This is a genomic window from Pseudomonas sp. B6(2017) (genome assembly GCF_002112765.1).
Taxonomy (GTDB): domain Bacteria; phylum Pseudomonadota; class Gammaproteobacteria; order Pseudomonadales; family Pseudomonadaceae; genus Aquipseudomonas; species Aquipseudomonas piscis.
This window is the reverse complement of record NZ_NEIQ01000003.1, coordinates 308,460-332,912: the sequence shown is the minus strand read 5'-3', so window position 1 is coordinate 332,912 and position 24,453 is coordinate 308,460. Positions and strand designations below refer to the sequence as shown.

At 63.4% G+C, this 24,453-nt stretch carries 21 protein-coding genes and 1 pseudogene; 11 read left to right on the top strand and 11 right to left on the bottom strand.

The features are described 5' to 3' along the window. The first annotated feature begins 11 nt into the window (after nt 1-11). The 3 genes from CAG11_RS07060 to CAG11_RS07050 all read left to right on the top strand — a co-directional run bounded on the left by CAG11_RS07060 (nt 12) and on the right by CAG11_RS07050 (nt 1,816). Nucleotides 12-287, top strand: a complete 276-nt coding sequence (locus CAG11_RS07060; protein ID WP_022639553.1) for a polyhydroxyalkanoic acid system family protein — start codon at nt 12-14, stop codon at nt 285-287. Between the two features lie 214 nt (nt 288-501). After that, the gene (locus CAG11_RS07055; RefSeq protein WP_083456918.1) at nt 502-924 is read left to right on the top strand and encodes a phasin family protein; all 423 of its coding nucleotides are present in this window, start codon (nt 502-504) and stop codon (nt 922-924) included. A gap of 10 nt (nt 925-934) precedes the next feature. Beyond that, a complete protein-coding gene (locus CAG11_RS07050; protein WP_085595668.1) occupies nt 935-1,816 on the top strand; it encodes a phasin family protein in 882 nt (293 codons plus the stop codon). Nucleotides 1,817-1,886: 70 nt separating this feature from the next. Here CAG11_RS07050 and CAG11_RS07045 read toward each other — a convergent pair whose 3' ends face one another. From CAG11_RS07045 to CAG11_RS07000, 10 genes are all read right to left on the bottom strand, one after another. Beyond that, nucleotides 1,887-2,507 carry a TetR/AcrR family transcriptional regulator gene (locus tag CAG11_RS07045; RefSeq protein ID WP_022639720.1) on the bottom strand — a complete coding sequence of 207 codons (621 nt, stop codon included), beginning with the start codon at nt 2,505-2,507 and terminating at the stop codon, nt 1,887-1,889. Between the two features lie 59 nt (nt 2,508-2,566). Beyond that, complete coding sequence (phaC, locus tag CAG11_RS07040) at nt 2,567-4,249, bottom strand: class II poly(R)-hydroxyalkanoic acid synthase (RefSeq protein WP_085595666.1); 1,683 nt, start codon at nt 4,247-4,249, stop codon at nt 2,567-2,569. 108 nt (nt 4,250-4,357) lie between these two features. Beyond that, a complete protein-coding gene (gene phaZ / locus CAG11_RS07035) occupies nt 4,358-5,218 on the bottom strand; it encodes a poly(3-hydroxyalkanoate) depolymerase (RefSeq protein WP_022639722.1) in 861 nt (286 codons plus the stop codon). Nucleotides 5,219-5,342: 124 nt separating this feature from the next. Then, entirely contained in the window at nt 5,343-7,022 is a 1,680-nt protein-coding gene (gene phaC, locus CAG11_RS07030; protein WP_085595664.1) for a class II poly(R)-hydroxyalkanoic acid synthase, read from the bottom strand. A gap of 255 nt (nt 7,023-7,277) precedes the next feature. Beyond that, a complete protein-coding gene (locus CAG11_RS07025; protein WP_053132484.1) occupies nt 7,278-7,655 on the bottom strand; it encodes a gamma-butyrobetaine hydroxylase-like domain-containing protein in 378 nt (125 codons plus the stop codon). A gap of 139 nt (nt 7,656-7,794) precedes the next feature. Further along, nucleotides 7,795-9,138, bottom strand: coding sequence for an ATP-dependent protease ATPase subunit HslU (gene hslU / locus CAG11_RS07020; protein ID WP_022639725.1), 1,344 nt, complete (start codon nt 9,136-9,138; stop codon nt 7,795-7,797). Nucleotides 9,139-9,220: 82 nt separating this feature from the next. Beyond that, nucleotides 9,221-9,751 (bottom strand): ATP-dependent protease subunit HslV, encoded by a 531-nt coding sequence (gene hslV, locus CAG11_RS07015; RefSeq protein WP_007968352.1) that lies wholly within the window; start codon nt 9,749-9,751, stop codon nt 9,221-9,223. 188 nt (nt 9,752-9,939) lie between these two features. Further along, a complete protein-coding gene (locus CAG11_RS07010; RefSeq protein ID WP_022639727.1) occupies nt 9,940-10,647 on the bottom strand; it encodes an SPOR domain-containing protein in 708 nt (235 codons plus the stop codon). A gap of 1 nt (nt 10,648) precedes the next feature. Beyond that, nucleotides 10,649-12,385 (bottom strand): arginine--tRNA ligase, encoded by a 1,737-nt coding sequence (gene argS / locus CAG11_RS07005; protein ID WP_085595662.1) that lies wholly within the window; start codon nt 12,383-12,385, stop codon nt 10,649-10,651. Between the two features lie 161 nt (nt 12,386-12,546). Next, complete coding sequence (locus tag CAG11_RS07000; RefSeq protein WP_085595660.1) at nt 12,547-14,766, bottom strand: primosomal protein N'; 2,220 nt, start codon at nt 14,764-14,766, stop codon at nt 12,547-12,549. 263 nt (nt 14,767-15,029) lie between these two features. Between CAG11_RS07000 and rpmE the strand changes: the two genes are divergently transcribed. The 3 genes from rpmE (at nt 15,030) to CAG11_RS06985 (ending at nt 17,534) form a co-directional block, all read left to right on the top strand. Further along, a complete protein-coding gene (gene rpmE, locus CAG11_RS06995; protein ID WP_011058815.1) occupies nt 15,030-15,251 on the top strand; it encodes a 50S ribosomal protein L31 in 222 nt (73 codons plus the stop codon). A 41-nt stretch (nt 15,252-15,292) separates the two neighbouring features. Beyond that, entirely contained in the window at nt 15,293-16,078 is a 786-nt protein-coding gene (locus CAG11_RS06990) for a thermonuclease family protein (RefSeq protein ID WP_085595658.1), read from the top strand. Between the two features lie 187 nt (nt 16,079-16,265). Then, complete coding sequence (locus tag CAG11_RS06985) at nt 16,266-17,534, top strand: malic enzyme-like NAD(P)-binding protein (protein ID WP_022639732.1); 1,269 nt, start codon at nt 16,266-16,268, stop codon at nt 17,532-17,534. Between the two features lie 112 nt (nt 17,535-17,646). On the opposite strand, the gene CAG11_RS06980 is transcribed toward CAG11_RS06985, so the two are convergent. Then, complete coding sequence (locus tag CAG11_RS06980; protein ID WP_371857914.1) at nt 17,647-20,079, bottom strand: penicillin-binding protein 1A; 2,433 nt, start codon at nt 20,077-20,079, stop codon at nt 17,647-17,649. Nucleotides 20,080-20,296: 217 nt separating this feature from the next. Between CAG11_RS06980 and pilM the strand changes: the two genes are divergently transcribed. The 5 genes and pseudogenes from pilM to CAG11_RS06955 form a co-directional block, all read left to right on the top strand. After that, nucleotides 20,297-21,349: a type IV pilus assembly protein PilM gene (gene pilM, locus CAG11_RS06975; RefSeq protein WP_085595654.1), complete on the top strand. Its 1,053-nt coding sequence runs from the start codon at nt 20,297-20,299 to the stop codon at nt 21,347-21,349. Next, the gene (locus CAG11_RS06970) at nt 21,349-21,915 is read left to right on the top strand and encodes a PilN domain-containing protein (protein WP_085595652.1); all 567 of its coding nucleotides are present in this window, start codon (nt 21,349-21,351) and stop codon (nt 21,913-21,915) included. Before pilM ends, CAG11_RS06970 begins: the two co-directional genes overlap by 1 nt. Continuing rightward, entirely contained in the window at nt 21,912-22,535 is a 624-nt protein-coding gene (locus tag CAG11_RS06965) for a type 4a pilus biogenesis protein PilO (RefSeq protein ID WP_085595650.1), read from the top strand. Before CAG11_RS06970 ends, CAG11_RS06965 begins: the two co-directional genes overlap by 4 nt. Next, nucleotides 22,532-23,053, top strand: coding sequence for a pilus assembly protein PilP (locus CAG11_RS06960; protein ID WP_085595648.1), 522 nt, complete (start codon nt 22,532-22,534; stop codon nt 23,051-23,053). Before CAG11_RS06965 ends, CAG11_RS06960 begins: the two co-directional genes overlap by 4 nt. Nucleotides 23,054-23,154: 101 nt before the next feature. Continuing rightward, nucleotides 23,155-24,450 (top strand): annotated as a pseudogene (locus tag CAG11_RS06955) (type IV pilus secretin PilQ); the annotation flags it as partial. Nucleotides 24,451-24,453 lie beyond the last annotated feature (3 nt).

Genomic DNA, 24,453 nt, shown 5'->3' with positions numbered 1-24,453 from the left:
GGAGTCCTTCAATGGCCCGTATTAGTGTTGAACGTGCCCATGGCCTGGGTAAGCAGGCAGCCCGTGAAAAGGCCGACAAACTGGCGCAGAAACTCGCCGATCAATATGGCCTCGAGCCACGCTGGGCGGGGGATACCCTGAATCTCAAGCGCTCCGGGGTCAAAGGCGCGGTGCATGTGGGCGAGTCGTCGATCCGCATCGACGTGGAGCTGGGCATGCTGATGTCGGCCATGAGCGGTACCATCAAGGCCGAGATCGAGAAGGCCCTGGACAAGGCCCTGGCCTGATCCCGGACGGCACGCCGCCTGGCGTGCTTTGCCGGTGAGTCGCGGGGCACTGCAAGGGGGCTCGAGAGCGATCACCGGCAAGTCGGCCCATAACTGGGCGATCATTGTTTTATTGCATTCGTTAGGGTGCCGATTCTAATTTTTCTCTCTAGGTTGTGCCTCAAGTCCTCTTTCCGAGGACAGTTCCTCAAACCTTCTGCGCATGAGGTGCACCATGGCCAAAGTAATCCTGAAGAAAAAAGTTGATGCTCAATCGACTGCTCTGAGCGAAGTCAAATCCTATGCTCGCAAGATCTGGTTAGCTGGCCTGGGCGCCTATGCCAAAGTCGGCCAGGAAGGTAGCGACTACTTCCAGGAGTTGATCAAGGCTGGTCAATCCGTTGAAAAGAAAGGCAAAAAAGTTGTGACTGAACAACTTGAGGCGGCCAACAGTCAGATCGATAGCGTCAAGGGGGATGTCACTACTCTTAAAGGTCGGGTCGAAGTGCAACTGGATAAAGTCGAGAAGGCTTTTGATACGCGCGTCGCCAGTGCCTTGAATCGTATCGGCATTCCGTCTAAACATGACGTTGAGACACTCTCTGCTAAGCTCGATGAGCTGACCGCACTGCTCGAACGTGTCGCGCGTAAACATTAAGGAGAACGGGATGGCTGGTAAAAAGAATACTGAAAAAGAAGGCAGCTCGTGGATCGGGAAAGTCGAAGAGTACTCCCGTAAAATTTGGCTTGCTGGTTTAGGCGTGTACTCGAAAATCGACTCTGACGGCAGCAAGCTTTTCGAATCCTTGGTCAAGGATGGAGAGAAAGCCGAGAAGCTGACCAAGAATGTAGTCGGCAAGAAAGTCGACGCCGCCAAAGACTCCGCGAACTCGGCCAAGTCGCGCATCAGCGACGTCAAGGACCGCGCGCTGGGCAAGTGGGATGAGCTGGAAGGAGCTTTCGACAAGCGCCTGAACAGTGCCATTTCGCGCCTGGGCGTACCGAGCCGCAATGAAGTGAAGGCGCTGCACGACAAGGTCGATACCCTGACCAAGCAGATCGAGAAACTCACTGGTGCCAAGGTTGCGCCGGTCGCGGCCAAGACCGCAGCGGCCAAGCCCCTGGCCAAGCCAGCCGCCAAGCCAGCCGCCAAGCCAGCCGCCAAGGCCGCTGCGAAACCGGCCGCCAAGCCCGCTGCCAAGACCGCAGCTGCCAAGCCTGCGGCCAAACCGGCAGCCAAGCCAGTCGCGGCCAAACCCGCGGCCAAGCCGGCCGCCAAGCCTGCGGCGAAAACCGCAGCGGCCAAGCCAGCCGCCAAGCCTGCGGCGAAAACCGCAGCCGCCAAGCCTGCAGCGAAGCCGGCCGTGGCGAAGAAGCCAGCCGCCAAGAAGCCCGCGGCCAAGCCGGCAGCCAAACCTGCCGTCGCGGCCAAGCCTGCAACCGCAGCCCCGGCAGCCTCGGCCAGCTCTGCGAACTCCGTCGCAGCGCCGGCCCCGGCTTCCAGCCCGGCCGCTACCTCGACCCCGGCGGCGCCAAGCAGCCAGTCCTGATTCCATCAGGCAGACGAAAACGCCCGGCCTGTGAAGACCGGGCGTTTTTCATGGGCGCCCGGCAGCCCTGCTACGGATGTTCGTCCAGGTAGCGCAGGGCCATTTGTTCGGTGGCCAGCTTGGCGGGCGGCAGCAAGTGCGGTGCCACCAGCATCATGATCTGGTAGACCACCAGGCGCACTTCCCCTTCACGATCGAGAATCCGCTGGTAATCCAGGGAGAACAGCAAGGTCATGGTGATCTGTTCCACCAATTGCCCCAGGGCCTGGGTGCCGCTGACCAGTTGCCCCATGGTCTTGAGTCGCGCCAGCAGCGCCGCGAGCGTGCGCTTGAGGGCGTTGAGCAGGTTGCGAATGCCCTTGGCCAGCTTCGGCAGGCGGCCGGCCAGGTTGGACAGGTCCTGGAACAGGAAGCGGTAGTGGGCCAGGCGCTCGACGATCAGGTGCAGGAACAGCCAATAGTCTTCCGGTGCCAACTGGGCATCGGAGGGTGGGTCCAAAAGCGGCGTCAATTCGTTCTGGAAACGCTCGAAAAGACCGAGGACCAACGGCTCCTTGCCATGGAAATGGTAATAGAGGTTGCCGGGGCTGATTCCCATTTCATTGGCCACCTCCATGGTGGAGACATTGGGCTCGCCCTTCTGGTTGAACAACTGCAGGGCACATTCGAGTATCCGGTCGCGGGTCTTCATCCTGACTTCTTGTCGGTCCATTGAGGGCGCGGCAATGAGCGCCGCAGGGCAAGGGGTATTCAGCGCACGCGCACATAGGTGCCCGGCGCGGCCTCCATCGGTGGATACTTCTGGCTGCCGAGGACGGCCAGGGTGTCCCGTTGCGCTCCCGAGCGTTCCTGGATCCAGGCCAGCCACTGGTTCCACCAACTGCCATCGACATGCTTGGCATCGTAGTACCAGGCCCGGGGGTCGCTGCTGAGCTTGGGGCTCTCCACGTAGTTCGCCTTGGGATTGCCTGGCGGGTTGAGGATGCTCTGGACATGCCCGCTGTTGGACAACACGAAGCGGCGCTCGCCACCCAGCAGCAGGGTCGAGCGGTACACCGCGTCCCACGGGGTGATGTGGTCGTTGATCCCGGCCACGCTGAAGCTGTCCACCGTGACCTTCTGCAGGTCGATTGGCGTGCCGCATACCTCCAGGCCACCGACGTGGCTCATGGGGTTGTGCTTGAAGAAGTCCAGCAGGTCGCCGTGCAGGGCCGCCGGTAGCCGGGTGCTGTCGTTGTTCCAGTAGAGAATGTCGAAGACCGGCGGCTCCTTGCCCAGCAGATAGTTGTTGACCCAGTAGTTCCAGATCAGGTCGTTGGGCCGCATCCAGGCGAACACCCTGGCCATGTCGCGACCGTCCAGCACGCCTTGCTGGTAGGAACGGCGCTTGGCCGCTTCCAGGGTCTTTTCGTCGGCGAACAGGGTGGCCGGGCTATCCAGTTGACTGTCCAGCAGGCTCACCAGGTAGGTGGCGCTGGAGACCCGGCGCAGTTGTCGCTTGGCTTGCAGGTGGCCTTGCAGGGCGGCGATGGTCAGGCCGCCAGCGCAGGCGCCCATCAGGTTCACATCACGACTGCCGGTGATGGAGCGAGTGACGTTCATGGCCTCTTCGACGGCCTCGACATAGCTCGACAGACCCCATTCGCGATGGCGCACATCCGGATTGCGCCAGCTGACCATGAACACCTGGAGGCCGTTCTTCAGGCAGTACTGGACGAAGCTGTTGGCCGGGCTGAGGTCGAAGATGTAGTACTTGTTGACCTGGGGCGGCACGATCAGCAGGGGCTTGGCGTACTGCTTCTCGCTCATGGGGCTGTACTGGATCAGCTCCAGCTGCTCGTTGCGAAACACCACCGAGCCCGGGGTGACGGCCAGGTTCCTGCCGACCTCGAAGGCGTGCTTGGTGACCTGGCTGGGCAGGCCGTTGTTGTGCAGCAGGTCGTCCACCAGGTTGCCGATGCCACGCACTACGCTGTTGCCGCCGGTGTTGAAGAGCTCCTTGACCGCCAGCGGATTGAGCAGGGTGTTGGACGGCGATACCGCGTCGTTGAGCAGGGAGAAGGCGAAGTGCGCGCGAGCCCGGTCGTCATCCTCCATGCCGCTGTCGTCGATCCAGTCCCGCACCTGCTTCTGCCAGCTCAGGTAGGCCTGCAGGCCTCGCTTGTAGAAGGGATTGAGGCTCCAGGCCGGGTCGGCGAAGCGGTTGTCCTTGGGGTTGGGCTTGTGCAGCGTCTCGCCCAGCAGCACCCGGCCCAGCTGGTTGCCCAGGGCCAGGGTGTGGCGAACGCTGTGCAGCGGGTTGCGCAGGCTGTGGGCGGCCAGGCTGCGCAGGGTGGAGAGCAAGTCCCGCCCCCGCAGGCCAGTGATCGCGCTCTGCGCTGTGATATAGGTCGCAGGGGCGGGCAGCGAGCCCTGTGCAGGCTTGTCTTGCATGAGTCAACACTCCTTCGTCAAACCACTAACAAGCAGACCAATTCAAGACAAATACCTTAGTCGGTCCTGGCCCTTCTTGCGCGCGACGGTCCTGTCGACGGGGATGTTTTACTTGGTGGGCTGCGCGGGTAGCGGATGCGGGTGCATCACGGCGCGTTGCCGTTCCTCCTGGAGGAACTTCATGATGATCGGGGCGACAGCTTCGGCCCGGGTGATGAGGAACAGGTGGCCGTCATCGATGATGTGCAGCTGGGCGTTGGGGATGCGCCAGGCCAGCATGCGCATATTGATCAGGGGGATCAGCGGGTCGTCGTCGCCGGCCAGGACCAGGGTCGGCTGGTGGATCTTGTGCAGCCAGTGGATGCTGGTCCAGCCCACTCCGGCGAACAACTGCCAGTAGTAGCCCAGCTTGCCCGCCGAGCGCACTTTCGCCGCGTGCTCGGCCGCCAGGTTCGGGTCGCGGCGAAAGGCACCGCCGTAGATCAGCGGGGCGATCCGCATGACGTGGGACGGCTGCACGTAGCGCCGTGGGCTGGCCATCATCCACAACACCTTGGGCTTGCCGGGGACCATGAAGGCGCCGGCGGCCGTGGCGGCCAGCACCAGCTTCTTGCAGCGCTCGGGATAGTCGTAGGCGAACTGCTGGGCCAGGGCCCCGCCCCAGGACACGCCCACGGCGTTGACCTGGCCATAGTCGAGGTAGTCGAGCATCCGCGCGGTGAGCTTGGCCAGCCCCGGAAAGCGGTAGGGCCGGCTCGGGGTCGATGAGCCGCCCACGCCCGGGACATCGAAGGCGATGACCTCCAAATCCGGGTCCAGGGCCTGGACGAAGGGGAACACCAGCTCCAGGTTGGCGCCGATGCCGTTGAAGATCAGCAGCGGCGTCAAGTGCGGCTTGCCGGGGCGAACCGCGGTGCGGATGGTCTGGCCATCCAGGTCGACGGTGCGGAAGATGAAGGAATGTGGCATGCCGTAGCCCTGTGTGTTGAACCTTTGGAGGCGCCGGTCCGGCCACCTCCGGATTTCCTGAGGCCAGGCCTCGTATCAAGAATAGGGCGTGGCGGCACCTTGGGTAGCCGCCGTTGATGCCTGTTTAGCGTTCGTGCACATAGGTGCCCGGCGAGGCCTCGCCGGCCACGTATTTCTTGCTGCCCAGCCCGCTTGGCGCCGGCTTCAGGTCCCCCGAACGCTCTGCTTGCCAGGCCTGCCAGTACAGCCACCAGGAATCGGTGTGCTTGACCGAGTTCTCCTGCCACTGGTCGGGACACTCCGGGATCTCGGAGCTGGTCATGTAGCGCGCCTTGGGGTTGCCCGGCGGGTTGAGGATGCTCTGGATATGGCCGCTGCTGGACAGCACGAACTCCACATGGCCGCCGAACAGTTGCGCCGACTTGTAGCAGGACTTCCAGGGCGTGATGTGGTCGTTGGTGCCGGCCAGGGAGAAGATGTCGGCGGTCACCTGCTTCAAGTCGATTGGCGTGCCGCACACTTCCAGGGCATTGGCCCGGGTCAGTGGGTTGTTCTTGAACATTTCGATCAGGTCGCCATGGAAGGCGGCGGGCAGGCGCGTGGTGTCGTTGTTCCAGAACAGGATGTCGAATACCGGTGGTTCGTTGCCCAGCAGGTAGTTGTTGACCCAGTAGTTCCAGATCAGGTCGTTGGGGCGCATCCAGGCGAAGACCTTGGCCATGTCCCGGCCTTCGAGGACACCGGCCTGGTAGGAGTGGCGCTTGGCCGCCTCCAGGGTCTGCTCGTCGACGAACAGCGCCACCTGGGTATCCACGGTGGTATCGAGCACGCTGACCAGCAGGGTCAGGGCGTTGACCTTCTTCTGCCCCAAGGCCGCGTAGTGCCCCAGCAGCGCGGTGCAGGTAATGCCGCCGGAGCAGGCGCCGAGCATGTTCACGTCGTCGCTGCCAGTGATGGCGGTGACCACGTCGACCGCTTCCTTCAAGGCCTCGATGTAGGTGGACAGGCCCCATTCGCGCTGGGCCTTGGTGGGGTTGCGCCAGCTGACGATGAAGGTCTGCACGTTGTTGCGCAGGCAGAAGCGCGCCAGGCTCTTGTCCGGGCTGAGGTCGAAGACGTAGAACTTGTTGATCTGCGGCGGTACCACCAGCAGTGGTCGCTCATGCACCTGCTCGGTGATCGGCCGGTACTGGATCAGCTCCAGCACATCGTTGCGGAACACCACGGCACCTTCGCTGGTGCCCAGGTTCTTGCCCACTTCGAAGGCATCCATGTTGACCTGGCTGGGCATGCCGCCGTTGTGCACCAGGTCCTTGGCCAAGTGTGACAGGCCGTCCAGCAGGCTCTTGCCGCCGGTCTCGAAGAACCGCTTGACCGCGGCGGGGTTGGCCGCGCTGTTGGTCGGGGCCATGGCCTCGGTCAGGAGGTTGATCACGAAATGCCCGCGGCTGATGTCCTGTTCGGACAGGCTGCTGCTGCCGATCCAGTCGTGGAGCTCCTTGCGCCACGCCAGGTAGGTTTGCAGGTAGCGCCGGTAGAGCGGGTTCTGGCTCCAGGCCGGGTCGATGAAGCGACGGTCGTCGCCGTCGGGCTGCAAGGGCGACTTGCCGAGCAACACGTTCTTCAGTTCGAGGCCGAAGTGCGCGACGTGCTTGACGCTGTGGATGGGTTGTTTGATGGCCTGGGCGAGCACCATGCGAGCAGAGGTAAGCAGATCCTTTCTACGCAAGCCGATGACTGGATTGAGCCCCAGGGTGTTCTCCGAGGCTTGGCGTTTCAGGTCATCGTTGTTCTTGTTACTCATCTACGACGCTCCATTGTCCTGAGACGAGTACCGGACCTGCTGTGTAGTTACACAGCACGAGGCCAGGCACTACTACTCGGGTGACCGTTGATTGCCACTGCTGCGGTTACTTTGCAGAACTCTGCAGGGAACTTGCCAGATCCATTGGTTACCCGAGTTTATTTTTTTTCGCAAGCAGGCCATTCATTGGCCATGCAGCCCTGCATTCAAACAGATGAAATTAGAAAATGCCCTCTAAACAGCCGGAGCCTTGAGCTAGAGCATCAGCTTGACCACGGACTCGCTCGGATCGCGGGATTTGCCGGCGGCCTCGAGTTGCTGCAGATAGTCGCTCCACAACTCTTCCTGGCGCAGCGCCAACTGGTACAGGTAGTCCCAGGTGAACAAGCCGCTGTCATGGCCGTCGTCGAAGGTCAATTTCAGTGCGTACTGGCCGGCGGGCTCGATCTTGTCCAGGCCGACGCCGAGCTTGCCGAACTGCAGGATGGGGTTGCCGTGGCCCTGGACCTCGGCGGAGGGGGAGTGGACCCGCAGGAACTCCGCAGGCAGGTGGTAGACCTCGTCCGGCCCGTAGGTCAGGGTCAGGGTCTTGGAGGCTTTGTGCAGGTTGATGCCGGTGGGCAGGCGAGCCATGGACGTTCTCTCTTGAGCTTCAAGCCCTAAGCTTCAAGCCACAAGAAGGGAGATTCAAGCCATCGCGGATAAAACAGCAGGGAAGGGTTGCTGCAAGCGACGCGAATCGGTCTGTCGCTTGCAGCTCGCAGCCTGGCGCTTACAGGATGTAGCGCGACAGGTCTTCGTTCTGCGCCAGTTCGCCCAGGTGGCTGTTGACGTAGGCCGCGTCGATGCGGATCGGCTCTTCGCTGTGGGCGCTGGCCAGGTCGCCGGCGCTGAACGACACCTCTTCGAGCAGGCGCTCGAGCAGGGTGTGCAGGCGGCGGGCACCGATGTTCTCGGTCTTCTCGTTGACCTGGTAGGCGATCTCGGCCAGGCGCTTGATGCCCTCGTCGGCGAACTCGATGCCCAGGCCTTCGGTCTTGAGCAGCGCGCAGTACTGTTCGGTCAGCGAGGCATGCGGCTCCTTGAGGATGCGCTCGAAGTCTTCCGGGGTCAGGGCCTTGAGTTCGACCCGGATCGGCAGCCGGCCTTGCAGCTCGGGCACCAGGTCGCTTGGCTTGCTCAGGTGGAACGCGCCGGAAGCGATGAACAGGATGTGGTCGGTCTTGACCATGCCCAGCTTGGTGTTGACGGTGCAGCCCTCGATCAGCGGGAGCAGGTCGCGCTGCACGCCCTCGCGGGAGACATCGGCACCGCCGACGTTGCCACGCTTGGCCACCTTGTCGATCTCGTCGATGAACACGATGCCGTGCTGCTCTACCGCTTCCAGGGCCTTGGCCTTGAGCTCTTCCTCGTTGACCAGGCGGCTCGCTTCTTCATCGCGAACCATCTTCAGCGCTTCCTTGACCTTGAGCTTGCGGGTCTTGCGCTTGCCCTTGCCCATGTTGGCGAACAGGCTTTGCAGCTGGTTGGTCATCTCTTCCATGCCGGGTGGCGCGGCGATCTCGACGCCCATGTTCTCGGCGACTTCGATCTCGATTTCCTTGTCGTCCAGCTGGCCTTCGCGCAGGCGCTTGCGGAACAGCTGGCGAGTGTTGGAGTCGCTGCTGGTCTGCGCGGCTTCCTCGGCGAAGCTGCTGACCCGGGCCTGGGGCAGCAGGGCGTCGAGGATACGGTCCTCGGCGGCGTCTTCGGCGCGGTGGCGCACGCGGACGATCTCCTGCTCGCGGAGCATCTTCAGCGCGGCGTCGGCCAGGTCGCGGATGATCGACTCGACGTCGCGGCCGACATAACCGACTTCGGTGAACTTGGTCGCTTCGACCTTGATGAAGGGGGCGTTGGCCAGCTTGGCCAGGCGCCGGGCGATCTCGGTCTTGCCCACGCCGGTAGGGCCGATCATCAGGATGTTCTTGGGCGTGACCTCGGCACGCAGCTCGGCCGGCAGCTGCATGCGCCGCCAGCGGTTGCGCAGGGCGATGGCCACGGCGCGCTTGGCGTCGTCCTGGCCGATGATATGGCGATTGAGTTCGTGGACGATTTCGCGGGGGGTCATGGACATAGTAGTTGGCGGTTCTCAAGCAGGAATGAATGCCGTGGCAGGGGAGCCTGCCGCCTGGCGGCAGGTCCGGGCCGGAACAGGCTCATTCTGCGAGATCCTGCTCCTCGATGGTTTGAGTGTGGTTGGTGAATACACAGATATCGCCGGCGATGCCCAGGGCGGTCTCGACGATCTCGCGAGCCGACAGGTCGGTCTTCTTCAGCAATGCGCTGGCCGCGGCCTGGGCGTAGGCGCCACCGGAACCCATGGCGATCAGGCCGTCCTCGGGTTCGACCACGTCGCCGTTGCCGGTGATGATCAGCGAGGCATCCTTGTTGGCCACGGCCAGCATGGCCTCCAGGCGGCTCAGGGAACGATCGGTACGCCACTCCTTGGCCAGCTCGACGGCGGCACGGATCAGGTGGCCCTGGTGTTTTTCCAGCTGGCCTTCGAAGCGTTCGAACAGGGTGAAGGCGTCGGCAGTGGCCCCGGCGAAGCCGGCAATGACCTGGCCGTGGTACAGGCGGCGAACTTTTTTCGCATTGCCTTTCATCACGGTGTTGCCAAGGGAAACCTGGCCGTCGCCGCCCATGACGACTTTGCCGTGGCGGCGGACTGAAACGATGGTGGTCAAGGGAAAGTCTCCACGCAGCGGGGCGAAAGTGCCCAGATGGAAACTCATATGGGGGTGGCGAGAGCTTTTTCAACTGCCGGGATGGCAGAGAGACGAGTGGCTTGGTGACGGCGGGAGAGAGGGCGCGCCCTCTTTTGGCGCGATAAGCGCACAAAAGAGGGCAGGATTGCCCGGACAGGGCGAGGGCGTCAGCGGTTCTGGCGTTGTTGCAACAGCAGGTTGCTGAAGCCAGCGCCAGCCAGCTGTTTCTGAGCCACGGTCAGTTGCTCGCGATTGCTGAACGGGCCGACCAGTACCCGGTACCAGGTCTCGTCCTTCACCGTGCCGGATTCGACCGACACCGACTGGCCCAGCAGGATGATCTGCGCACGGACCTTGTCGGCATCGGCTTCCTTGCGGAACGATCCGGCCTGGAGGAAGAACTTGGTCACCGGCGCGGCCTTGGCCACCGGCGGCGCAGGTGGCGGGGTGATGCCGGCCAGGGCCGCCTGGGCCCGGGCGGTGTCGATCTTCGCAGCTTCCGCTGGTGTCACCGGAGTGGTCGGCACCGGCGGTACTTGTGGCGTCGGCAGGGTTTTTTCCGGCACGGCTTCCGGCGGCACAATGACCTCCGATTCCGGCAGCAGGGTGTAGAAGTCGTACTTGGGCTTCACCGGCTGCTGCGGGCTGGGTGGGGTCTTGTTGGCCTCGGCGATCTTGCTGGCCTTCTGCTGCTCGATCTTCTCGCGCTTGACGCTGTCGCCGCCCTTGCCTGGCTCGAGCTTCATCAGGAACACGATGAAGGCGCCGATGGTCAGGCCGATGGCCAGCCACAGCCAGCCCGGGATCGGCTTCTTGGCCGGGGGCTGGTAACGACTGGCGCCACGCTTGGGTGCAGGTTTTTTCTTGGCAGCCAACTTACATTTGCTCCAGGACTTCGAGGCCCAGCAGTTCCAGACCTTGCTTGAGGGTACGCCGGGTCAGCTCGGTCAGGCGCAGGCGGCTATTCATCTGTTCGGGAGTCTCGGCTGCCAGGATCGGGCAGTTTTCGTAGAAGCTGGAGAACAGCCCGGCCACATCGTACAGGTAGCTGCACAGCACGTGTGGGGTGCCTTTTTCGGCAACGTTGTTGAGGATCTCGCCAAACTGCGCCAGGCGCGCTGCCAGCTCCAGCTCCTGGGCGGCGTGCAGTTCGATCTTGCCCTGGACCTGGCTGAAGTCCTTGCCCAGCTTGCGGAATACGCCTGCAGCGCGGGTGTAGGCGTACAGCAGGTAGGGCGCGGTATTGCCTTCGAAGTTGAGCATCAGGTCGAAGTTGAAGCTGTAGTCGCTGGTGCGGTGCTTGGACAGGTCGGCGTACTTCACCGAGTCGATGCCCACCACCTTGGCGATGCGCCGCAGGTCGGCTTCCGGCAGTTGCGGGTTCTTTTCCTTCACCAGGGCGTAGGCCCGTTCCTCGGCTTCGGTCAGCAGGTCGATCAGCTTCACGGTGCCGCCGTCACGGGTCTTGAACGGACGGCCGTCGGCGCCGTTCATGGTGCCAAAGCCCATGTGCTCCATGTCCATCGGATGGGTGACGAAGCCGGCCTTGTGGGCCACCGCGAACACTTGCTGGAAGTGCAGGGCCTGGCGCTGGTCGACGAAGTACAGGGCGCGGTCGGCCTTGAGCTTGCCGCTGCGGTAGCGCACGGCGGCCAGGTCGGTGGTGGCGTACAGGTAGCCGCCGCCGGCCTTGACGATGATCACTGGCAGCGGCTCACCCTCGGCGTTCTTGAACTCGTCGAGGAACACGCACTGGGCGCCATTGCTCTCCACCAGCATGCCCTGGGCCTTGAGGTCGTTGACCACGTTGATCAGGTCATCGTTGTAGGCGCTCTCGCCCATCACGTCGGCCATGGTCAGCTTGACGTTGAGCAGCTCGTAGATCTTCTGGCAGTGGGACAGGGAGATGTCCTTGAACTTGGTCCACAGGGCCAGGCAGTCCGGGTCGCCGGCCTGCAGCTTGACCACCAGGCTCCGGGCGCGGTCGGCGAAGGCCTCGGACTCGTCGAAGCGTTGCTTGGCGGCGCGGTAGAAATTCTCCAGGTCCGACAGCTCGTCGCTGGTGATGGGGTTCTCTTCCAGGTAGGCCATCAGCATGCCGAACTGGGTACCCCAGTCGCCCACGTGGTTCTGGCGGATCACGGTGTCGCCGAGGAACTCCAGGACCCGCGCCACGCCGTCGCCGATGATGGTGGAGCGCAGGTGGCCAACGTGCATTTCCTTGGCCAGGTTGGGCGCCGACATGTCGATCACGGTGCGTTGCGCCGGGCCGGCCTTGCGCACGTTCAGGTGGGCGTCGTCGAGCGCGGCGTCCAGGCGCGCGGCCAGGGCCTGGGTGTTCTGGAAGAAGTTGATGAAGCCCGGGCCGGCGATTTGCGCCTTGCTCAGGTTCTCGTCGGCCGGCAGGGCGGCGATGATCTTTTCCGCCAGGTCGCGCGGTTTCATGCCGGCCGGCTTGGCCAGCATCATGGCGATGTTGCTGGCGAAGTCGCCATGGGTCTTGTCGCGGGTGTTCTCGACCTGGATCGCCGGCGCCAGGCCTTCGGGCAACACACCTTCGGCGACGAGTTGGGTGATGGCTTGCTGGATGAGCTGGCGAATGGTGTCTTTCATGGTCTTCTCTTTCGACCGCTGGCGCGGCGGCGCTTCGGTGCGCAGGTGGAAAAACTGGGCATTATCCGTTGCCGGGGGCAGGTTGCCAACCTTTGGGGGTGAGCGGCAAGCGAGCCGGTCGCAGGCTGCTTATTACAGCTTGGAGCAACTGGGGCGGCGGCTCAGTACAGGTCGACCGGGTCCACATCCAGTGACCAGCGAACCTGCCGGCCGCCGGGCATCTGCTCCAGCACCAGCAGCCAGCTGCCGAGCAGGCGGTGCAGCGGTGCCCGGGCATTGGCCTGCAGCAGCAATTGCGCTCGATAGCGCCCGGCCCGGCGCTCCATGGGCGCGGGTACCGGTCCGAGCAATTCGATCCCTGCCGACTGCTGTTCGGCCAGCAGGCGCTCGGCCTCGCTGCAAGCTTCGTCGAGGAAGGCCTCGGCCTGGCCCGGCTTGTGGGCTTCGGCCCGCAGCAGCGCCAAGTGGGCGAAGGGCGGCAGGCCGGCGGCGCGGCGTTCGCTCAGGGCTTGCTCGGCGAAGGCGAAGTAGCCTTGCTCGGTCAGCTGCACCAGCAGCGGGTGATCGGCCAAGTGCGTCTGGATGATCACCTTGCCCGGTTCCTCGGCGCGGCCTGCGCGGCCGGCCACCTGGACGATCAATTGCGCCATGCGTTCGCTGGCGCGAAAGTCCCCGGAAAACAGGCCGCCGTCGGCATCCAGGATCGCCACCAGGGTCACCCTGGGGAAGTGATGCCCCTTGGCGAGCATCTGCGTGCCCACCAGGATGCACGGCTGGCCCTTCTGGATGGTGGCGAACAGCTGGTTCATCGCGTCCTTGCGCGAGGTGCTGTCGCGGTCCACCCGCAGGACCGGGTAGTCGGGGAACAGGATGCCCAGGCGTTCTTCCGCCCGTTCGGTGCCGGCGCCCACCGGCCGCAGATCGACCTTGCCGCACTGCGGGCAATGCCGCGGCACTCGCTCCACATGGCCGCAATGGTGGCAACGCAGCTCGCCCGAGCGTTGGTGTACCGTCATGCGGGCGTCGCAGCGCTCGCATTCGGACATCCAGCCGCAGTCATGGCACAGCAGGGTCGGGGCGAAGCCGCGGCGATTGAGGAACACCAGGACCTGTTGCCCGGCGGCCAGGGTCTGGCCGATAGCCTGCTGCATGGGGCCGGAGATGCCGCTGTCCAGCGGCCGGCTCTTGACGTCCAGGCGCAGGAAACGCGGCGGCTTGGCGCCGCCGGCCCGCTCGCTCATGCGCAGCAGGCCATAGCGGCCGGTGTAGGCGTTGTGCAGGCTTTCCAGGGAAGGGGTGGCCGAACCCAGGACGATCGGGATGTCTTCCTGGCGGGCGCGGACCAGGGCCAGGTCCCGGGCGTGGTAGCGCAGGCCCTCCTGCTGTTTATAGGAGCCGTCGTGCTCCTCGTCGATGATGATCAGGCCGGGATTCTTCATCGGCGTGAACAGCGCGGAACGGGTGCCGATGATGATGTCGGCCTCGCCGTCCCGGGCGGCCAGCCAGGCGTCCAGGCGTTCGCGGTCGTTGACCGCCGAGTGCAGCAGGGCGATGCGCGCATTGAAACGCTGTTCGAAGCGCGCCAGGGTCTGGGGGCCGAGGTTGATCTCCGGGATCAGCACCAGGGCCTGCTTGCCAGCTTCGAGGGTTTCGCGGATCAGTTGCAGGTAGACCTCGGTCTTGCCGCTGCCGGTGACCCCTGCCAGGAGAAAGGCATGGTAGCTGTCGAATCCGGCGCGGATGGCCTCGTAGGCGGCACGTTGTTCGCTGTTGAGTGGCAGTTCCGGCTGGGCCAGCCAGTGTTCGTGGCGGGCCCCGGGGGCATGCCTGCGCACTTCCACCTGGACCAGCTCCTTGGCCAGCAGCAGGTCCAGGCTGTCCTTGCTCAACATCAACTTGCTCAGCAACCCGTGGGGGACGCCGTGAGGGTGCTGGGCCAGGGTCGTCAGGGCGTCGCGCTGGCGTGGGGCACGGGCGATGCGCGGATCGTCAAGGCGGGCGCCGGGGGCTATCGACCAGAAGCGCTCCTGGCGGGCCTCGGCCGGTTCGCCCTGGCGCAGCAGCACCGGCAGCGCCCAGCTCAGGGTATCCCCCAGGCTGTGCTGGTAGTACTGGGCGGTCCACAGGCACAGCTTGAACAAGGCCGCCGGCAGCGGCGGCGTGGGGTCGAGCAGGGCCAGGGCCGGCTTGAGCTTGTCCGCCGGCACCTCACTGTGATCGGCCACCTGGACCAGGATGCCGATCATCTCGCGACGGCCGAACGGCACCCGCAGGCGCATGCCCGGCTGCAGTTGCGCGCGCAGCACGCCGGCCGGGGCACGATAGTCGAACAGGCGGCGCAGGGGCGAGGGCAGGGCGAGGCGCAGGATGGCGTCGGGCACGCGGGGGAGTCTCACAGACAGGCGATGGATAGGGGCCGGAGCCTAACAGACGAGCGGTGGAGTGTCCTGCACAAGCGTGTGGACGGGCCGTGGAGGGCCAGCCAGGGCGAGGGCTGGCCTGTCAAGCTCACGAGGATTTTTTCTGATGGGGGGTAATGCGGATCCCTTGCGCGATTGCTTGGGTCTGGTAGAATCCGCGCCCTAATTCGTGCGGTATTCAACAATAGTGTTGGGTGGCGGCACGCTAGCCTGAGGAATTCATCATGAAAGCCGATATCCATCCAGTATACGAAGCCATTACCGCTACTTGCAGCTGCGGTAACGTCATCGAAACTCGCTCCACCCTGGCCAAGCCTCTGAGCCTGGACGTGTGCAACGAGTGCCACCCGTTCTACACCGGTAAGCAGAAGACTCTGGACGTTGGCGGTCGTGTCGACAAGTTCAAGTCGCGCTTCGGTGCTTTCGGCGCAACGAAAAAGGCCTGAGGCTGATCGTTCTGGAAAGCCGATACCGACTTTCCTCGCTGATGAAAAAGGCGTCCCTGGTGGGCGCCTTTTTTGTGCCTGCGATTTGGCTGACAGCTGCCCAGGCATTCTGCCCGGCACCCGTGCCGGCGACCGTGGTTCCTGCGAGCGTGCTGCGGGTGGTGGATGGCGACACCTTGCGCCTCAAGGACGGCCGCAGCGTACGCATGATCGGTCTCAACGCGCCGGAACTGGCCAGGGGCGGGCGCAAGGCCGAGCCGCTGGCGATAGCGGCGCGCCGGCGCCTGGAGCAACTGGTGGCGCAGAGCGGTGGTCGGGTCGGCCTGGTCCTCGGGCGCGAGCGGCATGATCGCTATGGCCGGACCCTGGCTCACGTCTATGGAGCCAGCGGCCTCAATTTCGAGTCCCGGTTGATCGCCGAGGGGCTCGCCTATCGCATTGCCCTGGCGCCGAATGTCGCACTGGTCGCCTGCCAGCAGGCCGCCGAAGACCACGCGCGCCGGGCCCGGCTTGGATTATGGCGGCAATCACCTGTACTGAAAGCGGAGCAGATCCGTGCCCCGGGGTTTGTCTTGCTCTCTGGGCGGGTGAGCAAGGTCGAGCACAATCGCAGTGGGGTTTGGATCACATTGCACGGCTCGGTTGTATTGCGCGTTGCCCCCAATATCCGGGACGGCTTCGCCCCTGGGCGGCTCAAGCGCCTTGCAGGACGGCGGGTCGAGGCTCGTGGCTGGGTGGTGGAGCGGCGCCGCCAGGACGCTTTCCGGTCTGTCGGCGCGCGCTGGATGATCTCGCTGAAGGACCCCTCGATGCTCAGGATTCCCTGAAACTGAGAAAATTGTAGACATTTTTCAATTGAATTGTGAACAGTCGAAAGCCTTGTGGGCTGCGGTTCTTGGCCCAAAGTCGTAGGCTACGGGCCTTGACAGGGGTGACTAGGCAGTCTTGTGGGGACTATGCGACACGGGTATCCTCGGCGGTCCGTCTGTCCAACAGTAAAAGCGGAATGCCCACATGTCTGATTTGAAAACTGCCGCTCTCGAATATCATGCCAATCCTCGCCCAGGGAAGCTGAGTGTCGAGCTCACCAAGGCCACTGCTACCGCTCGCGACCTGGCGCTGGCCTACAGCCCTGGCGTAGCCGAACCGGTACGTGAGATCGCTCGCGATCCGGAACTGGCCTACAAGTACACCGGCAAAGGCAACCTGGTTGCCGTCATTTCCGATGGCACCGCTATTCTCGGCCTGGGTAACCTCGGACCGCTGGCCTCCAAGCCGGTGATGGAAGGCAAGGGCGTGCTGTTCAAGCGTTTCGCCGGCATCGACGTGTTCGACATCGAAGTCGATGCCGAAAGCCCGCAAGCCTTCATCGACACCGTCAAGCGCATCTCCATCACCTTCGGCGGTATCAACCTGGAAGACATCAAGGCGCCGGAGTGCTTCGAGATCGAGCGCGCGCTGATCGAACAGTGCGATATCCCGGTATTCCATGATGACCAGCACGGTACCGCCATCGTGACCGCGGCCGGCATGATCAATGCCCTGGAAATCGCCGGCAAGACCCTGGCCGAAGCCAAGATCGTCTGCCTGGGCGCCGGCGCTGCCGCCATCTCCTGCATGAAGCTGCTGGTAAGCATGGGCGCGCAGATCGAGAACATCTTCATGGTCGACCGTACCGGTGTGATCCACTCCGGCCGTGACGACCTGAACCAGTACAAGGCGGTGTTCGCCCACGCTACCGACAAGCGCACCCTGACTGACGCCCTGCAAGGTGCCGACGTGTTCGTGGGCCTGTCCGGCCCGAACCTGCTGAGCCCTGAAGGCCTGAAGTCCATGGCGCCGAACCCGATCGTGTTCGCCTGCTCCAACCCTGATCCAGAGATCGCCCCGGAACTGGCCCATGCCACCCGTGACGACGTGATCATGGCTACCGGCCGTTCGGACTACCCGAACCAGGTGAACAACGTACTGGGCTTCCCGTTCATCTTCCGTGGCGCCCTGGACGTTCGCGCCAAGCGCATCAACGAAGAGATGAAGATCGCCGCCGCCAACGCCCTGCGCGAACTGGCCAAGCTGCCGGTGCCACAGGAAGTCTGCGATGCCTACGGCGGCATCAAGCTGGAATACGGCCGTGAATACATCATTCCGAAGCCTATGGATGCCCGCCTGATCACCGTGATCTCCGATGCCGTGGCCAAGGCCGCCATCGAGACTGGCGTAGCTACCCTGCCATATCCGAAGAACTACCCGCTGAAAAGCGTGAACGACGTGTTCAACGGCTAATTGCAGCCCATAAAAAACCCGGCCATCGAGCCGGGTTTTTTTATGGGGAAGTTTCAAGCCTCAAGCTGCAAGGGTTCCTTGTCGCTTGAGGCTCGTAGCTTGCGCCGCTGTTCTAGAACAGGTCGATCGGTGCCGCCTCGTCCGCAGGCAACGGGCTGCCAGGAGCGACGCCATTGCCCAGTTCGTTGACCGAGGGCGGGGTGTCCTCGCTCTTGAACAGCTCGAAGTAGGCGTTCGGCGTGCCCGGAGCGGCTGCACGGCCGCTGACCGGGTCGACCCGCAGGCTGAGGATGCCTTCCGGCTCGGCCAGGGTATGCGGCGGCTTGCCCTTGAGGGCCGCGCCCATGAAGTTCATCCAGATCGGCAGGGCCACGGTGCCGCCGTACTCGCGACGTCCCAGGCTCTCGGGTTGATCGAAGCCGGTCCAGACGGTGGTCACGTAGTCGGCGTTGTAGCCGGAGAACCAGGCATCCTTGGATTCGTTGGTGGTACCGGTCTTGCCGGCCAGGTCCGAACGGCCCAGGGCCAGGGCGCGGCGGCCGGTGCCCAGCTTGATCACGTCCTCGAGCATGCTGTTGAGGATGTAGGCGGTGCGTCCGTCGATTACCCGTTCGGCCACGGCCGGGGCTTGCACTGCCGGTTGCTGTGGATTCTCGCCGGCCCCGGTATTGATCGTGAAGTTGTGCTCCGGCGCGGCGATGCCGCTGCTGGTGGAGTCGCCATTGGGGACGCTGGGCGGGTTGGCGCTGAACAGCAACTCGCCGTTGCGGCTTTCGATCTTGTCGATGATATAGGGCGCGATCTTGTAGCCGCCGTTGGCAAAGGTGCTCCAGCCGGTAGCGATCTCCATCGGCGTCAGGGTCGCGGTGCCCAGGGCCAGGGACAGGTTGCGCGGCAGGTCCTGCTTGTTGAAGCCGAACTTGCTGATGTAGTCGATGGTGCGGTCCACGCCCATGCTTTGCAGCAGGCGGATCGACACCAGGTTACGCGACTTGTACAGCGCCTCACGCATGCGGATCGGGCCGAGGAAGGTATTGGTGTCGTTCTTCGGCCGCCAGACCTTGTCCAGGTACTCGTCGACGAACACGATCGGTGCGTCGTTCACCAGGCTGGCGGGGGTGTAGCCATTGTCCAGGGCAGCGCTGTAGATGAAAGGCTTGAAGCTGGAGCCGGGCTGGCGCTTGGCCTGCATCGCACGGTTGTAGTTGCTCTGCTCGAAGGCGAAGCCGCCGACCAGTGCGCGAATCGCCCCGTTCTGCGGGTCCAGGGTCACCAGGGCGCCCTGGGCGACCGGGATCTGGCTGAACTTCAGCGAGTCGTCCGCCTGGCGCTGTACCCGTACCAGGTCGCCGACCTGGGCTACGTCCGCCGGCTGGCGCGGAACGGCGCCCATGCTATTGGTATTGAGGAACGGCCGGGCCCATTTCATGGTGTCCCAAGCCACATGTTCCTGGCCGTTGCGCGTCAGCACCTGGATGCCGTTCTTCTCGACCTGGGTAACGATCGCCGGCTCCAGGCCGCTGATGGTCCGCTGCTTGGTCAGCTCGTTGGCCCAGGCGGCCTGGGTCTTGCCGGGCAGGCGCGATTCCGGTCCGCGGTAGCCGTGGCGCTGGTCATAGGTCATCAACCCTTCATGAACGGCGGTGTTGGCCATTTCCTGCAGGTCGCTGGGCACCGTGGTGGTGACCCGGAAACCCTCGGTATAGGCGTCGCTGCCATAGCGTCCGACCATTTCGGCCCGGGCCATTTCCGCGATGTAGGGGGCGTTAACCTCCGGAGTCGGAACGTGATAGCTAGCGTTGAGCGGTTCGTTGACCGCCTCGGTGTAGTCCGCTTCGCTGATCTTGCCCAGCTTGTACATGCGCCCCAGGATCCAGTCGCGGCGCTCCTTGCTGCGCGCCGGGTTGGCCAGGGGGTTGAAGCGTGAAGGCGCCTTGGGCAGGCCGGCGATCATCGCCATCTGCGCCAGGCTCACTTCCCGGATGGATTTGCCGTAGTACACCTGGGCTGCCGCCTCGATGCCGTAGGCGCGGTTGCCCAGGTAGATCTTGTTGACGTAGAGCTCGAGGATCTCGTCCTTGGTCAACTGTCGCTCGATCTGCAAGGCCAGGAGGATTTCCGTGGTCTTGCGCGAGAAGCTGCGTTCGCTGGTGAGGAAGAAGTTCTTCGCTACTTGCATGGTGATGGTGCTGCCGCCGGACTGGATATGTCCGCTCTTGACCAATTGGGTCGCGGCCCGCATCAGGCTGCTGGGATCAACTCCGTAATGGTTAGCGAAGTTGTCGTCTTCAGCACTTAGTAACGCATTGATGAAGTTAGGCGGAATTTCGGCGAAACGGATAGGAGTACGGCGCATCTCGCCGAATTCCGCGATCAACTTGCCGTCGCTGCTGTACACCCGCAGGGGAATCTGCAACTGGATGCTTCTCAGGGCCTCTACCGAAGGCAAGCCAGGACTAAGATAGAGAAACGCACCGGAGAGGGCGAGGAGCAGCCCGCAGAATACCGCTACGATGGACCACCCGAAAAACTTCAGCAGACGAATCAAGGCTTTTGGATTTCCAGAGAAAGGAATGAATTAGGCGTCGGGGTATCTACGGTCATCAGGACCGACCCACGCAGCGGGTAACCGCGGAAAAAAACGCGGGCATTATAAGCATTTTCCGCCAAGAGCGTCATTTGACCGTCTGTCAAGATGCGACGATCGAGCGCACTGCGGCCCAAGGAATCCATAAGTTACGGATAGTCATAAGGAATTGGTCGTGCTTGGATTGTTCAGCAGAAAGCCGGGTTCCCTGGTGGGAATCGATATCCAGTCGACGGCGGTGACGCTCCTGGCCTTGAGTCGCCAGGGCCCGGGCTACCGGGTCGAGGCCTATGCCCGGGAACCCCTGCCGCCTGGGGCGGTGCAGGAGCCCTTGATCGTCGACCCCGAGGCCCTGGCCGAGACCCTGTCCCGTGTTTGGCTAAAAAGTGCTACCGACCTGCGCAACGTTGCGGTGGCGCTACCTGGTGAAGTGGTGATCAGCAAGCTGATCGAGATGCCGGCCGGGCTATCGGAGCAGGAGCTGGAAAGCCAGGTCGCCCTGGAGGCCGAGCAGTACATCCCCTACCCGTTGGAAGACGTAGCCATCGATTTCGAGGTGCGAGGGCCTGTGCCTGGCAACTCACCGCGCAACCATGTGCTGCTGGTGGCATGCCACAACGAGCATGTCGAATCCCTGGTCTCGGCACTGGCCCTGGTTGATCTCAGGGTCCAGGTGGTGGAAACCCAGCCCCTGGCCCTGGAGCGTTGCCTGGCGCTGCTGGGCAGCAGCCAACCCCTTGCAGCGACCCTGGCCCTGTTCGATATCGGCCTGGATCGCAGCACCTTCAAGGTGATGCAAGGGCAACGAGTCATCCATGGCCACGAGCAGCCGTTCGGTAGCCGACAACTGTTGGATGACCTGCAAGGGCATGGGTTGACGCTGGACGAGGCATTGCTGGCCCAACGCCAGGAGCGTTTGCCCCAAGACTGCATTGGCGAGGTGCTGCGTGCTTTCGAGGGGGAACTTGTGCATCAGGCGACCCGTTCGTTACAACAGTTCGCCGGTTCACCCCAGCGACGCCAGGTGGACTTGTTGCTGCTGGCGGGGAGCGCCAGTCGCCTCCATGGCCTGGCGCTTTGCGTGGAGCAGTCCCTGGCTGTGGCTACCTGTATCGCCAATCCTTTTCGTGACATGTCCAGCGGTGCCAGGGTGGATGCCCGGGCGCTCGCCGACCAGGCGCCGAGCTTGCTGCTCGCCTGCGGCCTGGCCTTGAGAGGAGTGCACTGATGTCCCGGATCAACCTGCTGCCCTGGCGTGAAGCTTCGCGGGAACTGCGTCGTCGGCGGTTCTTCCAGGTGCTGGCGGCGATGGTGGTGTTGGGGGGCGCGGTGATCCTGCTGGCGGACGCCTATATCTCCCGGGTAGTCGAGCGGTTGCATCTGCGCAACCAGTATCTGCAGCAGGTGGTGGCAAGTCAGGACGATCGGATCGCCAGCCTTCACGAGCTCAAGTCGCAGCGCCAGGAGCTTCTCGAGCGCATGAAGAACATCGAGGAGTTGCAGGGCAACCGTTCGTCCGGAGTGCAGATATTCGAGCAACTGGCCCGTAGCTTGCCTGATGGCGTTTATCTCACCGATGTCGAGCAACGGGGGCGGAGCCTGGATATCAGCGGCGCAGCCGAATCCAACGAGCGGGTTTCCGAATTGCTGCGCAACCTGCAGTTCGCCGAGGGTTTTACTGTCCCTGAGCTGGGTGAGGTCCGGCATGCCGCAGATGGGGAGCCGGGCTTGTCCAACCGGTTTCGGCTCAAGGTGCAGCAAGTACCGGTGTCATCGCTGGATTCGGGGCCGTGAGTCGTTGGTCATGGTGGGATCGTGTGCGCTATACCGATCTGCGGGCGCTGGCATCCGATAGCCCCGGCGATTGGCCGGGGGCGTTCAGGGCGTTGCTGGCGATTCTGCTCCTCTTGGCGGTGTTGCTGGCGGGCCGCGGCTTTTATCTGGCAGCAGGATTGGAGCGGGTGGAGCAGTTGCGGCACAAGGAAGCCCGGCTCAAGGAGCAGGTCGCGGGCAAAGTCCGCGAGGGGGCTGGCCTGGAGGCTTATCGCCAGCAGCTGTTGCTCATGCAGGGCGAGTTTCAGCGTTGGCTGCAACTGTTTCCCGCTAGCGCAGAGGCTCCGGGCTTGCTGGAAGACATCAGTCGAGTGGGGCTGGATGTCGGCCTGGATTTCGAGGAGATCCGGCCGCAGCCGGAGCAACCCTGGCAGTTCCTGGTGCAGTTGCCGATTCAGCTCACGGTTACCGGTGCTTATCACGACCTGGCAATTTTCGTCGGCGGTCTTGCGGCCCTGCCACGGGTCCTCACTGTGCACGATATCCGGATCGCGCCGCTGGATGCCGCCGATCCGGTGCGCTTGAGAATGCGGCTGGAGGCGCGGGCCTACAAATATTCAGGCCCGCAGGCGAGTTCGTGAGGGGCACTCGCTGGCTGCTGCCTGGTGTGATCTGGGTGAGCCTGCCGGGATGTGGGCCAGAGGCTGGATTTCCCGATCTGGATGCCTACCTGGAAACCCTGCGGGGGCAGGCAGCGATCCGGATCGAACCGGCCTCCACCATTCGCGCCTTCCCGACGCTTGGCTACGGTGCCGGTGCGCTGCGCAGTCCCTTCCAGGCGCCATTGGCCACCTCGCTTGCCGGCCGGGGTGCGGTAGGCGGTTGGTCCGATCCTGGGCGGGTTCGCGGACCGCTCGAGGCCTTCGATCTCGAGCAACTGCAAATGGTCGGGACCTTGTCCGGTAATGCCGGGAGCTTCGTCCTGCTGCGCGCAGGCGATGCGGTACATCGGCTGCGGATAGGTGACTACCTGGGGCGCGATCAGGGACGGATCGTGGCCATCGACGAATCATGGGTGAAGGTGCTGGAAATCGTGCCCGACGGCTCGGGAGGCTGGTTGGACCGACCACGGACCCTGGCGCTGAAGCCCCATTCTTGAATGGAGTCAGGATGATGAACAGGGCTGTGCCTGCCTGTGGTGTAGTGCTGTGGATAACGTTGCTGGCGCCATGGGTGAGTGCAGGTGAGCCAAGGCCTGCCGATGGACGCCAGGTGGTCGGTGCCAGGCCTGCGACCGGGAGCCCGGCCTACGGTGGCGACAAGCTGTCGTTGAATTTCCAGGATATCGAGGTGCGATCGGTGCTGCAGTTGATCGCCGATTTCACGGGGCTCAACCTGGTGGCCAGCGATACGGTGCAGGGCAGTATCACCCTGCGCCTGAAAGGCGTGCCCTGGGACCAGGCCCTGGACCTGGTGCTCAAGACCAAGGGCCTGGATCAGCGCCGGGTCGGCAACGTGTTGTTGGTGGCTCCGGCTGAAGAGATCGCCGCCCGTGAGTTGCAGGAGCTGGAATCGCAAAAGCAGTTGGAGGACCTGGCGCCCTTGCGTCGGGAGCTGTTGCAGGTCAACTACGCCAGGGCCGCCGACATCGCCAGGCTGTTCCAGTCGGTGACCGGCAGCGAGGAGCGGATTGGCGAGCGTGGGTCCATCAGTGTCGATGAGCGCACCAACAACATCATTGCCTACCAGAACCAGGAGCGCCTCGACGAGTTGCGGCGCATCGTCACCCAACTGGACGTTCCGGTACGCCAGGTGATGATCGAGGCGCGCATCGTCGAGGCCAACGTTGACTATGACAAGGGCCTGGGTACGCGCTGGGGCGGTTCGTTGCAGAACCGAGGGAGCTGGAAACTGTCCGGTGCCGGCGGCTCTCCGACCAGCGGTCTTGGCGGTGGCAGCGACTCGCCGTTCGTCGACCTGGGTGTCGTCGGCCGGACTTCCGGCATGGGCATCGCCTATATCTCCGACAACCTGCTGCTGGATCTGGAGCTGACGGCGATGGAGAAGAGCGGCAACGGCGAAATCATCTCCCAGCCAAAAGTGGTCACTTCCGACAAAGAGACCGCCAGGATCCTCAAGGGCACCGAGATTCCCTATCAGGAGGCCAGTTCCAGCGGTGCGACTTCGGTTTCGTTCAAGGAGGCTTCGCTGTCCTTGGAGGTTACGCCGCAGATCACCCCGGACGACCGGGTGGTCATGGAGGTCAAGGTCACCAAGGATGAGCCGGACTACTTGAACAAGGTCCAGGACGTTCCGCCTATCCGCAAGAATGAAGTCAATGCCAAGGTTCTGGTGCGTGACGGGCAAACCATTGTCATCGGCGGCGTTTTTTCCAATACGCAGAGCAAGGTTGTAGATAAAGTGCCATTTCTGGGCGATGTGCCGTATCTTGGCCGCCTTTTCCGGCGAGACGTGGTGTCAGAGAAGAAATCCGAGCTGCTGGTGTTTCTCACTCCGCGTATCATGAACAACCAGGCGATTGCTGCGAGTCATTGATTC